The sequence below is a fragment of the Psychrobacter muriicola 2pS genome (genome assembly GCF_904846535.1).
GTDB classification, from domain to species: Bacteria; Pseudomonadota; Gammaproteobacteria; order Pseudomonadales; family Moraxellaceae; genus Psychrobacter; species Psychrobacter aquimaris.
In genome coordinates this window covers 456,505-471,044 of sequence record NZ_CAJHBC010000002.1, presented here as the reverse complement: position 1 = coordinate 471,044, position 14,540 = coordinate 456,505, and the positions used below count along the sequence as shown (strand labels likewise).

The window sequence follows — 14,540 nt, the reverse complement described above, 5'->3', positions numbered from 1 at the left end:
AGTATGTTCATTAGTCTATAGGTTGGCAGCATTTATGAGTGCGCTATCCTGATGGTCATCTTTACATATTTTCTGTCGATGTGTTCGCCATTTTTACCCCGCCCCATGTCACCAAACCAACGCCCAGCGCAATCAATGAAGCACCCAAAAACAGCCCTTCTGGTGGCGCCTCCCCTTGTAAAAAAATAGCAACCGGCACACCAACGACGGCACCTACCGAGCCTAATAAACTCAATAACACAGGACCACCCGTTTTTTGCAAGAGAAACAATAGCAAAAACTGACCCGCAAATACGCCTGCTTGTATAGCAATCAAACCTAGCGACAGCCAGTCTAGCGGCATATTGACTGAAAAATTAGGCAATACACTAAATGCCAGCAGCAACAGCGACGCCGCGATCAGCATACCTGGAGCGAGTGCACTAGGAGACGCCTTATCAGGCCAGCGTAAAGTACGATATATATTACCGATAGCCAGTAGCACTGGCCCACAAAGCGCCATCAAAATCCAAAAAGTACTGGCGTCTGGCGCCGAAAACTTACGCGCTGCCAATACGCCTGCGCCAAGAAGCGCAGCGGCCACCCCCAAAGCGCGGACGATATTAAATCGCTCCATCCGCAGTGCCAGTGCGCCAAGATAAGTCAGCAATGGTGGAAGCGAGATAATGAGCGCGACGAAACCTGCACCCACATGTGGAATAGCCGAAAACAGTAGCAAATTAGAGCCTGCAACACTGATAAGGGCAGCCACAAAATAGTACTCAAAGCTACGCGCATTTAAGGGAGGTAATTCGTGCCGTATGAATGCAACGAACAATAAAATCGCAGCAGCGCCCGTGATGGACCAAAAGAGAAATGCCAATGGTGTCATACCTATCTCACTAGCATATTTTGCCAAATTGGTAGAAATACCAATCAGACCTCCTCCGCCTAACAAGCAAGCAAAAGAGATGAGCCATGTACTCGTCTTGCGAGAGGCTTGCTGCTTTAAAGACTCACTCATCCACTATCCTATTGGGTGGCGACGCTGATGACGATACCGCATCAGACAAACCTAAATCTAAACCTTGTACCGCCTTATGTGCCGCGTCGATAGCACCAGCAACATAACCAGAGAACGCTTCTGACCATTCACTTGCGCTACCTGTTAGGCAGTCTTGCCATACACCTGTGTTTGGCTTAGCGGTAGGTGCTACGGCATGTTGACCTGCGCCACTGGCATCAGCAAGCGTCGCGGTCAATGAATCTTGCGCCCAATCTTTCAGATATTCAGCCGTTGGCGTTTCTGCTTGTGCGCCAAATAAACGTACCAGTTGCGCACGGCAATGGGCTTTTAGCTCCATTTCTGAGACGCTTTTTCGGATGTGAGCAGGAACTCCAAAGAAACCAAACAAGGCACCTTCTCCCGCTGCCAAGGACGCATCGTGAATCTCTGTAAGTGGCCCTACTGCACTTCGTGCTGATCCTGATAGTCCTTGATTCCGCCAAAACGGCGAATCATAAACCGCCACATATTTGGCATGTGGCGCCATCCATGTCGCGGTTTCTTGCCATTCTTTTGCCAAATCCTGCGGTAAAGCTGGCTCAAACACTAAAGAACTCGCCGCCAAACGAGGCGGTAGCGCAAGTAACACATGCTGTGTGTGATAAGTGTTTATTTGACCAGCTGTCATCTGTCCAGAGCTGCACTCGATTCTGATATATCGATCAGTCTTGGTTAAACGCCGAACAACTTGACCCTTCACGATACGATTGGCATCTAGGCGATTATATAAAGCATCAATCAATGAGGTCATACCGCCTACAAGACGCATAGACGGTGGCGAGCTTTGATAGCCTTGGGTACGGATAGGTAACTCATTGGCGGCACGTTCAACCATCATGTCACCGTCTTCGAACTGCGCAAAACACGGTAGATTCAACGTTTCAATAAGGCGACTTAACTGCGGCTGATAATCCGGCCAAAACCAAGATGGCCCTAAATCAAATCCATCAGACAATTTTTCATTATCAGAACTTGAGCTTTGATCAGACATCTCTGTTGATGCCTTATCTATTGAGGCTTTTTTTATTAATGATGGAGCAACAGCGATGCGCCCGCCCAACCTATCACGCGCCTCAAGCAATATATAATCGATACCTCGTTGCTCTAATAAAAACGCCGCATATAAGCCACTCAAACCACCACCGATAATTGCAATAGGTAGGTCTTGCATAACAAATCATTCCTGCTTAGTTGAAGCTATTTAGCATTAAGATTATTCAGCCAACAACTTGGTAAGCAGCTCGTCTATCTCAACCTTAAACTCTTTATCCTCAATCTTATTAGCCGTGACTTTGGCATTCTGTAGATTTAGGATAGCCGCATCTTTTTCACCCATTTCAATCTGCAAGACCGCCATAGAAAAGGCGATCGATGACATGTGATCTTTCGAATTAATCGCCGTTGCTTTTGCTAATGCTTTGTCATAAATAATTAAAGCTTCGTCTAAATCTTCGGTAAAGTCAGCCAATGTTTCCCACTGTTCTGGATGGTCTTTATCGGTATTTTCATTATCGTTACAAATGGCTTCTAATTCGGCATAAAACCCATCAAACGCTGCTTGATTGCCTATACGGTCAGCCTCCAATAACTCTTCAGCTAAGGTATAAATTGCTTTATAAATTTTGGTATTAATCATTGTGTTCTCTATTGTTGGTTAGGTAATGTTATTCATTCAATGAGCAGTAAACATTTAATTTGGACAAGCTTATCACGCTTGTCTATTCGTATTGATTTTTTAATTAAGGTGTCTAGTAAAAAGGATGGTTCAAGCATAGCGATAGTCGTTTCAAACTAATTTGAATACAAGGAAGTCGAGTGAGCGTACGACACAGAGTAGACTAAACGGGACTGACAGCGTGTCTGGTTTCTAAAGGACTGACTGAATGAGCCAAATCACAACTCTCGCCAGTGCAGCCATAGGCGCGTATCTAACTCAAACTGATGATACTCTGGCTCCATATGGCAGCATAATTGATAAAAAGCTTTGTTATGCTCATGCTCTTTAAAATGCGCCAATTCATGCACGACAATCATGCGCAAAAACTCAGGCGGTGCTTCCTGAAATAAGCTGGCCACGGTGATGCTGTTATGGGATTTTAGCTTACTACCCTGTACACGCGACTGGGTGGTATGAATGCCCAGCGCATGCTTAAGGACAGTTAACTTGCTACTATAACTGACATTGGATAACTGACCAATTTTACGCATAGATTGGTTTTTTATCTCATTGATGTATTGATAAAGAGCCTTATCGCTTTGCACTTGGTGCTGATTGGGATACTTGTTTTCTAGATATTCTCCTAATCTGCCATCACTAATCAGCTGTGCCGCTTGGGTTTGAACTTGCTCAGAATAATGAGCGATGTACTTTAATGTGGTCACAAATTTATCCTTTGCTGATCTATTAAAACTTGTCTTTATATATTTTACCCTATATCTCCTATTTACCTATAACCAGTTCAAGATGTTTTGGAACCAAAGAAGGCACGCAAAAGTACTACAGAGAGTAGACTGAGGAACCTGACACCATATCCGCTTTATATTGGACTGACGATTAGCATAAATAAACCCCATAAGCTGTATTCAACTTATGGGGTTGTTTCTCACGATATTTTTACTGAACTATTTAGAGTATATTAATGAGTGAATTAACGTTCTAAATGGAGATACTGCAAATGGCGCTCGTACTGATTTAAAATATCGACCAACACTTGCTCTTTGGAGTAGCCAACCAAGTCATACTCTTGCGAGCCTTCGCTTAAGAACACTTCAGCACGATAATAATACTCTGCGTGTTTAGTTGATGTGCTCAATGTAAAGTTAGGACGCTCCGCTTTGATCAAATTAACTTCATAAATAAAGTCATCTTCATCACCGTGTCCAACACGTAATTTTAGACCATCTATTTGACCGCTACTCTCATCCATGCCTTCATCTATATCTTGTCCGATATGTTCAGGGTTACGGATATCCAAAGAGGTTTTTAGACCGCCTGCGGCAAACTCTTTTTCAACTTCCGTCATGGCAGGTCTTACTACACTTTGTAAAAACCGTTCAACTTGTGCATGTCTAGGGAAACTAACGATACGTTGCAAGCGCGCTTTCCAGCTCTTACCGCTATCAAGCACATTAGCCGTACCAATCGTACTGGCTTTGCGCTTATTACCTTCCTCTTTTAACGACTTCCACATAGCCATCATATAAAGCACCAAAATAAGCGAAAACGGTAAGCCAGCAATCACAGAGACTGACTGTAATGAGGCAAAACCACCTGCAAATAATAATCCTAAAGTAATAAAACCCGTTGCCGCTGCCCAAAACAAACGCAGCCAAACAGGTGCATCAGTATCATTGGTCATGCCTCTTGAGCTCAAGTTTGCTAATACTAAAGCGCCTGAGTCAGCTGAGGTCACAAAGAAGACCAAACCAATAACCACACCAGCGAACGATAAAACGTCACTGTAAGGAAAATACTCGAACAAGGCAAACATACCCATGGCAGCATCATTGACAGCGATTTCACCAAGTTCAGTTGCCCCATTGGCAACCAAGTCGATCGCCGAATTACCAAAAATAGAGAACCATGCAAAAATAAAACCAAGCGGAATAAACATCACGCCAAAGACAAACTCACGCAAGGTACGACCACGGCTAATACGCGCGATGAATAGACCAACGAACGGTGCCCAAGCGACCCACCATGCCCAGAAAAATATTGTCCAGCCTGATTTCCAGTCGGCGCCAGCCTTACCATCATAGGCATACACATCAAAAGTTTTAAAGAGAATGGTTTGAAAATATTGACCAATATTTTGGGTAAAAGTATTTAGCAAATACACCGTATTACCCATCACCAATATGGCGATTAATAGTAATATCGACGATAGCATATTAAATTCGGATAAGCGGCGTACGCCCTTTTCCACACCTGTCATCGCAGAAATAGCCGCAGCTGCAACTACACCCACAATGATAAGCGTCTGCACTGTTTTGCTAGATTCAATACCAAAAACATGGGTCAAGCCAGCATTGGCCTGCAATACCCCGATGCCTAAGCTGGTCGCAATACCCATCAAGGTACAAACGACGCCAAAGGTATCAATACTATCGCCAAGCCAACCCTTGATTAAACGCTCACCAAAGATAGGCGTCAACGGTGAACGTAAGGCTAATGGCATGTTTTTACGATAAGCAAAGTACGCCAATGCCATACCGATTAGTGCATAAATACCCCAACCATGTAGACCCCAATGTAAAAAAGTCTGCGACAGCGCTTGGCGCATGGCTTCTGCACTGGCAGGCTCCAGTCCCGTATGCGGCGTCAAATAATGCATCAACGGCTCAGAGGCACCAAAAAATAGTAAATCAATACCAATACCCGCAGAGAACAACATCGCGGCCCATGCTAAAAACGGGAACTGTGCTTTTTCGTGGTCTTGCCCAAGCTTGATGTCGCCGTATTTAGAAAAACCAACAAATAATGCAAATATACTATAAGCGGCAACCACCAGCATGTAATACCAGCCAAAACTCTCTGATACCCATGCCATGCTAGCGCTTAATAATGTCTCACTATAATCTGGAAACGCAATCGTCCAGATGATTAATAAAATAGAAATAATAGCTGAACCTAAAAAAACTGTCTTGTTTAGAGTCAGGGGTTTCGTCGCATCTTTTGATGGCGAGCTGTACATAAAAGACCTCAATAGGTAAATTAAACAGGATCTGATATTGCTTTGTCCGTCATAATCTTATGACTTATAATTGCATGACATACAAATAACTGCATGACGCACAAAGCAGTACCAATAAATAAAAATTGCGATGTAAACTATTAAAAAATAGCAAAGCAAATGATAAGCAGATTTAACCACAACAGTTTTCATCTTTATAAATGTGAGCACTGATAAAAAAGACCTTTACTGCGAAAGGTCTTCTTATTGAAATTGTCTTATATCGTTTTTTGTCCCACATCTTGTATGACGACTTAGCTATTGAAAGTTAGACAGTAGAGCGGTAAGCACGCATTGGCTCAGCTCTAAGCGGTGCGCCATTTGCAGTAAAGTAGTCTACCGTCGAGCGTGGCAGCTGTATGCCGCGCATCTTATCGACGATTTTTTCTGCCAGCATAATGGTGGTTGCGTTCAGGTTGCCACTGATGATATTTGGCATAATTGACGCATCAACGACGCGCAAACCATCGATACCATGTACTAGCCCCTCTCCATTGACGACCGAATCATTGCCTTCGCCCATCGCACAGGTACAAGACGGATGATAAGCCGTCTCGCTATGATTACGAACATATTCGTCTAGCTGTGCATCGGTCACCAAATCATCGGTTGGTGCAATGGCGCGACCACGATAAGGGTCGAGCGCTGGCTGATGCATAATCTCACGAGTGATACGCATGGCAGCGCGGAACTCCTGCCAGTCTTGATCATGAGACATATAGTTAAACAAGATGCTCGGATGCGCACTTGGGTCTTTCGAGGTCAGCTTGACGCGACCACGACTTGGCGAGCGCAATGAACCTACATGTGCTTGGAAACTATGCGATTTCACCGCACTGCGACCATCGTAGCGCACCGCTAATGGTAAGAAGTGATACTGGATATTGGGGTGAGTAAACTTCTCATCGGTACGGATAAAACCGCCCCCTTCAAACTGATTTGACGCACCAAGCCCTGTGCCATTGAATAACCATTCAGCACCAATGGCCGGCTTATTCCACCATTTGTTGGCAGGGGCAATCGACACTGGCAGCTTACATTCGTACTGCATATACAGCTCTAAATGGTCTTGTAGGTTATTACCAACGCCCGGTAAATCTAAAATCTCATTGACGCCCAAATCTTTGAGCCATTGACCAGGGCCAATACCTGAACGCTGTAACAGTTGTGGGGACGCTATCGCACCCGATGAAACAATCACTTCACGAGACGCATGGAAGTTTTTGGTTTGACCTTGATGTTCTACTTTCACACCGACAGCACGTTTGCCATCGAACAAAATCACATCAGTCAATGCACCTGTCAAAATCGTGATATTGCTACGCGGTTTGGCGCGGTCGAGATAACCACGAGCAGTCGAGGCGCGGCGACCATTAGGCGTGACAAAACGATCCATCGGACCAAAGCCTTCTTGCTGATAGCCGTTTAGGTCTTCAGTGCGCGGATAGCCTGCTTGCACACCCGCTTCGATCATCGCTTGGAACAGCGGATTGACTCCTGGCTTGGAAGTGGTCATCTCAACGGGACCACCGACGCCATGATAGTCATTTTCACCAGCGTCGCGATTCTCTAGCTTTTTAAAGTAAGGCAGGCAGTCCAAATACGTCCAATCTTCTAAGCCTTTGATCTCAGACCAATCATCAAAATCTAGTGCATTACCACGGATATAGCACATCCCATTAATCAAAGACGAGCCACCTAACCCTTTACCACGACCACAATCCATGACGCGGTTATTCATATACGGCTCAGGATCGGTTTTATAGCCCCAGTTATAAGTGGTGCCTTGCAATGGCATGGCGAGCGCTGCTGGCATCTGCGTGCGAAAGTCTAAGCGATGGTCTGGACGACCCGCTTCTAACAGCAACACCTTAATGTTGGCATCCTCGGTCAAGCGAGTGGCTAGCACATTGCCTGCTGAGCCTGCGCCGACGATGATGTAGTCATATTCAGGTGTGGTTGATGTCATAAAACGCTCCATAATATTAAAAAATCCATCATTTCATATCAGTAAGGTGGTGCCAAAAGGACAAATTATTCCTAATATGCCAACCTTACTGTTTTAAAAATTTTTACCATACAACTGGTTAAAATACCGATTCGAACTTACCTAGCTCTACTTGGATAGATTTGGTCTGCGTATAATGCTCAAGGGCTTCAATGCCGTTTTCGCGGCCAATACCTGAGTGCTTATAACCACCAACTGGCATTTGCGCCGCTGATTCACCCCACGTATTTAACCAGCAGATACCGGCTTCAATCTGTGCAATCACGCGATGCGCTCTAGTCAAATCAGCAGTCACGACCCCAGCTGCCAAACCATAATCGGTATCATTGGCACGGCGAATCACTTCTTCTTCGCTCTCATAAGTCAATATCGACATTACTGGGCCAAAGATTTCCTCACGCACGATAGCCATATCATCGCTACAATCAGTAAATACAGTTGGTGCAACAAATGCGCCATTGGCAAGCTCGCCTGTCATGACTCGTTCACCACCAGTCAATAGGCGTGCACCGCCTTCTTTGCCTTGCTCGATATAGCCCAGTACTCTGTCCATATGCGGAAAACTGACCAATGGGCCCATGTTTACGCTCTCATCCATCGGATCGCCAAGCTTAATACGTGAGACACGCGTTAAAATAGCTTCTTCAAACTTGGCTTGTAAGGCTTTAGGGATAAAGACGCGCGTGCCATTGGTACATACCTGACCGGTACTGTAAAAGTTGGCCATCATAGCGATGTCAGCAGCGGTATCGATATCGGCATCATCAAAGATGATCAATGGCGACTTACCACCAAGCTCTAAGGTCACATCTTTCAGAGATGAGCTTGCAGCGCTCGACATGACTTTTTTGCCAGTCGGTACACCACCAGTGAACGAGACTTTGGCAATATCAGGGTGCTGGGTCAACGCTTCGCCTACTTTATAGTCCCCTTGTACGACGTTAAAGACACCATCTGGTAAGCCTGCTTCCGTCAAGATTTCTGCCAGTTTTAAGGCAGTCAATGGTGTGACTTCTGATGGCTTAAAGATCATCGCATTACCAGCGGCTAAGGCTGGAGCTGCCTTCCACATAGCGATTTGAATAGGATAGTTCCACGCACCAATACCAGCGACGACGCCAAGTGGCTCGCGACGGGTATAAACAAAGCTGCTATCACGCAGCGGAATTTGACGACCTTCAATCATCGGCGCAAGACCGGCATAATACTCAACGACATCGGCACCAGTGACGATATCCACATATTTGGTCTCAGAGAGCGCTTTACCCGTATCTTTGGTTTCAAGTAACGCGAGTACATCATTGCGCTCGCGCAATATCGCAACTGCCTTTAACAAAATGCGACTGCGCTCAACCGCTGTCATCGCCGCCCAAATCTTTTGGCCTTTTTGTGCTGCTTTTACCGCTTCGTTAATCTGCTCATTGGTCGTTTGCTGAACGGTAGCCAGCACTTCACCCGTGGCTGGATTGATATCTTCGAAGGTGGTTAATGAGTTATCGACAGCTAAATAACAGCCATTAATATAAGCGGTTTGAACCTTCTCTAAATCAATGATGTCTGTTAAGTTGCTTAGGTCTGTTTTTAAATCTGTCATGCAGTGCTCCTATTGACGACTAGCACAAGCCTTATAAACAAGCTAATGCCAAATAATGTCGTCAGGGGTTAAATGTTTAAAATAAATTTATATAGCCTATTGCTACAAGCCTGTCTTTCAATGATTTTTTGATAAAAAATGCTTCTTTGATCAATCATTTGAGAACAGCATTTTATTCATTCTCAGGTTGCGTCATTTTTATCAAACGCTTATGTATGGATGTTTTATCTGGGATACTAATGCCTGAAAAATCAGAGAGCCAAATACCATCAGCCACCAGACGCACCATACATAATGTTTCGGTATTGTCGGTTGCTTGATGTTTCTTTAATTGTGCATTTGCCCACTGAGCCCACAACTCACGTAACTCACTATCGCCTAGCATCAATACATATAAAGTTGCTTGATTATCATATTCTTCCTGCCCTTTTTCGCCTAAGCTAATCGTGGCATTGATATAGGCGCGGGTAAAAGAGCCATAACGCACAGGGTCTTTTACCATGGCTTGATCGACTTCTGCCTCAAACCTCGCCATCGCATCATGAAACACTTCAAGAATGAGTGCATTTTTAGTAGTGAAGTGATGCATCACCCCGCCTTTGGTCACACCGACCGCATCAGCGACCGCTTGAAAGGTCACTTTTGATAAGCCCTGCTCTAACGTAATTCGCGCTGCCTGATCTAACAGCGCACGACGGACAACTTCCGGTTGTTTTTTACGTTTGTAAGCGTTTTCCATTTCCATATCAGTGCACCACAGAATTAGAGAATAAGTTCATCACCACGACACCGCCCACAATCATAGCGATACCAACCACAGCTGCTGCATCAAGACTTTGCTTAAAAAACACCAAGCCAACGAGCGATGTCAATACAATCCCCAATCCGCCCCACAGTGCATAAGCAATACCAAGCGGTATGGTTTTGATGGTTTGTGTCAACAAGTAAAACGAGATGGCATAAAGCACACCCATAATCAGGGTCGGCACCAAACGCGTAAACTGCTCTGACTTGACTAAAAAAGTCGTGCCAACCACTTCGCAAATGATGGCGATGGCTAGATAACCGTAAGCAATAGTGGTAGGACTCATAGTTAGGTTACCTGTTTCAAATCAAGCATATTTTCTCGATTAAGCATCAGTTAGTAGGCATAAATGGTTTAAATACATATTTTTAAATACATATTAAAGAAACCATACGGTCGGTATTCTATAGACATATTCTAGCAATGTGAAGGGCTGTTTACGACTTTTTTGTTTCAAGGGATACAGAGATTGCTTTACTATTCAAAAAGATAGGCGACTTGTCTAATCAAATTACAGGTAGATTTTATAATCTACCCTGCATAAATAAGGGTTTTACCATTTTTAGCTCATTTAAAAGATATTCGATTGAATTGAGGAGATGGCCTAGTCAATGAATGAAAATATTCGAGGTCAAATTTGCCACAACACTCCGTTTTATAAGGGATTAACGGTTATTTTTGACAGATGACAATAATATTTATAAATAATGGCATAATAAGGTTGACAGCCTATAACAACTTGGCTAAAATGTGCCCCACATAACGCAAACAAGACAAGCGATAGCGCTTACCTAACTTGTCGTTATACCAACTTATTCTCCAATAGCTCAGTTGGTAGAGCAACGGACTGTTAATCCGTGTGTCCCTGGTTCGAGCCCAGGTTGGAGAGCCATATACTAAAAACCTTCATCATTATTTGATGAAGGTTTTTTTATGGCTGCCGTTTTCAATTAAAAGGATAACCACAATATTAGGGCGTGTCCTCATTTTAAAAATGGTAATAAAAATGAGATAAATTACCGTCAAACAAGGAAACTAGCACAGATAATATCGAGATATTGATAAGCTATTTGACGATGTTTGGCAAAATTTAGCCATTTTTTGCCTATTTAGAGGTTAATCGATTGAATTGAGGACACGCCCTAGTACGATTAGCATGGCTACGGTGTTCTTTTAGGCGTTTTTGTTGTATGGTAAGGATAGTTTTGATTGGGTTAATTTTTGTCTGAGTGCTTTACTCCTACTCACTAAAAATAATGGTTTATTATGATACCTGTACGTGTAAAAAATAAGTTTTCTGATCATCCGCAAAAAATCATGCGCCCGATCAGTATTCGTTTGTCTGAAGAGATGATTTCGTTATTAGAAGCCACTTCAAAGGAATTGGGGTTTAAACGCATCCAAGGGCTTATTCGTTTATATATCCGCCAAGGGCTTGACCGCGATCATCAGGACTATACCCTAGCCCATGATGAGGTGTTCATCGAAAGTCTGCGCAAACGCGGTGTTAGTCAGCATATTATTGATGAGGCTATTGTCGTGACCCATAATAACAATATTACTCACTCACTATCTGAGCTTCAAGAAAATGACCAAGCTCATGACTAACTATCTGCGTTAAAAGCCATGTGCTGAGTAAAAACAGCAATTCAAAACGACTATACTATTAGTTAGTCGTTAATTAAATAGTCGTTAAGTGTTACTGATTTTAATAAAAAAAAGACTGAGTCTGCCTAATCGCACTCAGTCTTTTTTTGTGGGCATAATAAACACATCGGTTACGATTACTTCTCAAACCTTATTGTAAAAAATATACCTTCTACCCCTTTCTGCTGTCATATAACTAAAATAGGTCGATTTTGCTTGCGATACAGCATTTAGCGATAATTAAACACAACCCATCATTAAACGAGGTATATTAAGAAAACGGTCATTATTTGTCATTCTTTATTATCCATAAAGATTTCCAAGGAGGTGTACGATGGCGGGTTTACATCAACGCTTACATAAAGCTTTGTTATTGACGATTGCCTTAGCGATGCTACCAATCGTTTCTGGTTGCTCACAGCCGACAGCTGATCCAAGCAAAAAAACCATACCGACTAACTCGGACCAGTGGCAGAAAAAACTCGGCACCACTTTTGAGCAGTTGCCTGAGTCTGAGCAACAGTTGCTCAGCCGCTACATGTTGCGAATGAAACTGAGCGATGCCTATGAGTCAGGTGCCATGCCGCGTACCACTATCAAGCAAGCCCTTGTGCAACAGCGTGAATACGAACGACTACATCCAAACAATCCGACGGGTAAAAAAAGCCCCATTGTCAGCAGTCAGCCAGCTTATAGTGCCAATGCACAGAACTACCCTGTCGCCCTCCTACCAGTCAAAACCAGCGACAGTGACAGCTTAAATCAAGTAAAACTGCAGTTTATGCTATCCAATCATGGCAAGGTCGCCATTCAAAGCTTTCAGGGCACACTGACCATGCAAGACGCTAACTTGGCGCAGGGCAAAAGCTTTAACGTACCACTAACACAGTTTGATCCGCCTATAAAACCAGAGCAATCTGGTAAGATCATCATCGAGAGCAGTATTGAAGACATCAACGTTATGCGTGCCATTAAAAATACCAAAGACATGAACATCATGATCAGTAAAGGCATATTGATATTGGAGAATGGGCAGGAAATTGAGTTTGATGAGTCGCTAATGAAATAAAAAAAGCGCTTGTGAGCATTTATAAGACTATAGGATAAATATCCAGCATAAAAAAAGCCCCAATCATCACTGATTGGGGCTTTTTTCGAATTTGGAGGAGACGGAGAGATTCGAACTCTCGAAGGGCTACAAACCCTTGTCGGTTTTCAAGACCGGTGCATTCAACCACTCTGCCACGTCTCCATTTGTGCATCATTATAACGATATAAAATAAAAATGCAACAAAAAAAGCCGCAATCATTAATAATGATTGCGGCTTTCGAATTTGGAGGAGACGGAGAGATTCGAACTCTCGAAGGGCTACAAACCCTTGTCGGTTTTCAAGACCGGTGCATTCAACCACTCTGCCACGTCTCCATTTGTGCGTTATTATAGCGATATAACATGAGAATGCAAGCAATTAATTGAACGAATTTAAATTATTTTGATGCTAGGCTTTTTATGAGATGCCAGATGTAGACACATATCTAGTAGTCTATTCGCATAGCCCCATTCGTTGTCATACCATGCAAAAACCTTGTACTGGCTACCCACTTGCATGAGCTGCTGACCATCAATGATCAGAGACTCTGTCTGATGAATAAAATCACTAGAGACCAGTGGCTCATCAGTATAGGCCATGATGTCACTCAAATGTGCCTGACTGGCAGATTTGAGTGCCTCACGGACTGCCTCGACAGACACATCAGGCGTATCAAAAACAAAAGTCACATCAATGGCGGCAACATCAATGGTGGGCACTCTAATTGAATGACCATTGATTTTGCCGATCATCGCTGGCAGTACACGCTCTGTCGCAGCGATGCTACTGGACGTCGTCGGAATAATGTTGTAGCCAGAAGCTCGCGCGCGCCTCGGGTCACGGTGTGCTTGATCGAGCACGGTCTGATCAGCGGTGACAGCATGAATCTCCGTCATCATCGCCGACTTTACCCCAAATGCTGTATCAAGCGTCGCAATCAAGGGAACCAATGCCTGCGTGGTACAAGAAACGCTCGATATAATCGGCAGCTCACGCGTTAGCTCATCGGTATTAACGCCCATAACGATACAAGCATCGACATCATCGAATGGTGCCGCACCGATAATCACTTGCTGCGCGCCAGCCTCTATGTGCAGTTGTGCTTGCTCGTAAGAGCGGAAATGTCCGGTACACTCTAGCACCACATCGACACCCATCGCCTGCCAAGGTAACTGCGCAGGGTTAGGTTCTGAGAATAAGTTGATACAGTAGGTATAATTGTTTTTTGTCAGACAAAGCTGCGTAGCGCTGTTACCGTCACCGCTAGCATCATCATTGCTACTCGCTACAATATCAGCACTGACCCCAAGGCGACTTAGACGGCCATGTGTACTATCGAATTTTAATAAATGCAACAGAATATCAGCAGGGGCTAAATCATTAATTGCCACCACATGGATCGCACGGCCTAATACCTCAAAGCGCTCTAGCAATGCCCGTAATACATTGCGCCCTATACGTCCAAAACCATTGATAGCAATCCTCAGTGGCTGTGTGTGCTCACTAGATGCATGAAACGCCGCTGCTGCTACCGGGTCAGACGTTAATTGATAAGTGGCGCTCGAAAAATCAGGCATAAAAAGATATCGCTATAAAGGGATAAAAAATTGAGCACTG

At 44.0% G+C, this 14,540-nt stretch carries 12 protein-coding genes and 3 tRNA genes; 3 read left to right on the top strand and 12 right to left on the bottom strand.

Annotation, left to right across the window (positions count from 1 at the left end; all coding sequences use genetic code 11):
• Positions 1–61: 61 nt before the first annotated feature.
• From JMX93_RS04430 to JMX93_RS04390, 9 genes are all read right to left on the bottom strand, one after another.
• A complete protein-coding gene (locus JMX93_RS04430) occupies positions 62–1,003 on the bottom strand; it encodes a DMT family transporter (RefSeq protein WP_499203971.1) in 942 nt (313 codons plus the stop codon).
• On the bottom strand, positions 996–2,216 hold the full coding sequence (locus tag JMX93_RS04425) for a flavin monoamine oxidase family protein (protein WP_499203970.1): 1,221 nt from the start codon (positions 2,214–2,216) through the stop codon (positions 996–998). Before JMX93_RS04425 ends, JMX93_RS04430 begins: the two co-directional genes overlap by 8 nt.
• 42 nt (positions 2,217–2,258) lie before the next feature.
• A complete protein-coding gene (locus tag JMX93_RS04420; protein ID WP_193012183.1) occupies positions 2,259–2,681 on the bottom strand; it encodes a tetratricopeptide repeat protein in 423 nt (140 codons plus the stop codon).
• A gap of 257 nt (positions 2,682–2,938) precedes the next feature.
• The gene (locus JMX93_RS04415; RefSeq protein ID WP_499203969.1) at positions 2,939–3,427 is read right to left on the bottom strand and encodes a M48 metallopeptidase family protein; all 489 of its coding nucleotides are present in this window, start codon (positions 3,425–3,427) and stop codon (positions 2,939–2,941) included.
• 266 nt (positions 3,428–3,693) lie between these two features.
• The gene (gene betT / locus JMX93_RS04410; protein WP_198331697.1) at positions 3,694–5,739 is read right to left on the bottom strand and encodes a choline BCCT transporter BetT; all 2,046 of its coding nucleotides are present in this window, start codon (positions 5,737–5,739) and stop codon (positions 3,694–3,696) included.
• Between the two features lie 307 nt (positions 5,740–6,046).
• Positions 6,047–7,747 carry a choline dehydrogenase gene (gene betA, locus JMX93_RS04405; protein ID WP_443215409.1) on the bottom strand — a complete coding sequence of 567 codons (1,701 nt, stop codon included), beginning with the start codon at positions 7,745–7,747 and terminating at the stop codon, positions 6,047–6,049.
• A gap of 118 nt (positions 7,748–7,865) precedes the next feature.
• Positions 7,866–9,380 (bottom strand): betaine-aldehyde dehydrogenase, encoded by a 1,515-nt coding sequence (gene betB / locus JMX93_RS04400; protein WP_499203968.1) that lies wholly within the window; start codon positions 9,378–9,380, stop codon positions 7,866–7,868.
• A gap of 172 nt (positions 9,381–9,552) precedes the next feature.
• On the bottom strand, positions 9,553–10,125 hold the full coding sequence (locus JMX93_RS04395; protein ID WP_443518008.1) for a TetR/AcrR family transcriptional regulator: 573 nt from the start codon (positions 10,123–10,125) through the stop codon (positions 9,553–9,555).
• A 1-nt stretch (position 10,126) separates the two neighbouring features.
• Positions 10,127–10,471 carry a DMT family transporter gene (locus JMX93_RS04390; protein WP_193012177.1) on the bottom strand — a complete coding sequence of 115 codons (345 nt, stop codon included), beginning with the start codon at positions 10,469–10,471 and terminating at the stop codon, positions 10,127–10,129.
• 530 nt (positions 10,472–11,001) lie between these two features.
• On the opposite strand from JMX93_RS04390, the gene JMX93_RS04385 reads away from it, so the two are divergent.
• The 3 genes from JMX93_RS04385 (at position 11,002) to JMX93_RS04375 (ending at position 12,901) form a co-directional block, all read left to right on the top strand.
• Positions 11,002–11,077 (top strand) — tRNA-Asn (locus JMX93_RS04385).
• A 374-nt stretch (positions 11,078–11,451) separates the two neighbouring features.
• Positions 11,452–11,793 carry a CopG family transcriptional regulator gene (locus tag JMX93_RS04380; protein ID WP_109589375.1) on the top strand — a complete coding sequence of 114 codons (342 nt, stop codon included), beginning with the start codon at positions 11,452–11,454 and terminating at the stop codon, positions 11,791–11,793.
• Positions 11,794–12,166: 373 nt separating this feature from the next.
• Positions 12,167–12,901, top strand: coding sequence for a hypothetical protein (locus tag JMX93_RS04375; protein WP_499203967.1), 735 nt, complete (start codon positions 12,167–12,169; stop codon positions 12,899–12,901).
• Between the two features lie 92 nt (positions 12,902–12,993).
• On the opposite strand, the gene JMX93_RS04370 is transcribed toward JMX93_RS04375, so the two are convergent.
• The 3 genes from JMX93_RS04370 to JMX93_RS04360 form a co-directional block, all read right to left on the bottom strand.
• A tRNA-Ser gene (locus tag JMX93_RS04370) sits at positions 12,994–13,084 on the bottom strand.
• 83 nt (positions 13,085–13,167) lie between these two features.
• A tRNA-Ser gene (locus JMX93_RS04365) sits at positions 13,168–13,258 on the bottom strand.
• A 57-nt stretch (positions 13,259–13,315) separates the two neighbouring features.
• On the bottom strand, positions 13,316–14,500 hold the full coding sequence (locus JMX93_RS04360; protein WP_499203966.1) for a type I glyceraldehyde-3-phosphate dehydrogenase: 1,185 nt from the start codon (positions 14,498–14,500) through the stop codon (positions 13,316–13,318).
• Positions 14,501–14,540 lie beyond the last annotated feature (40 nt).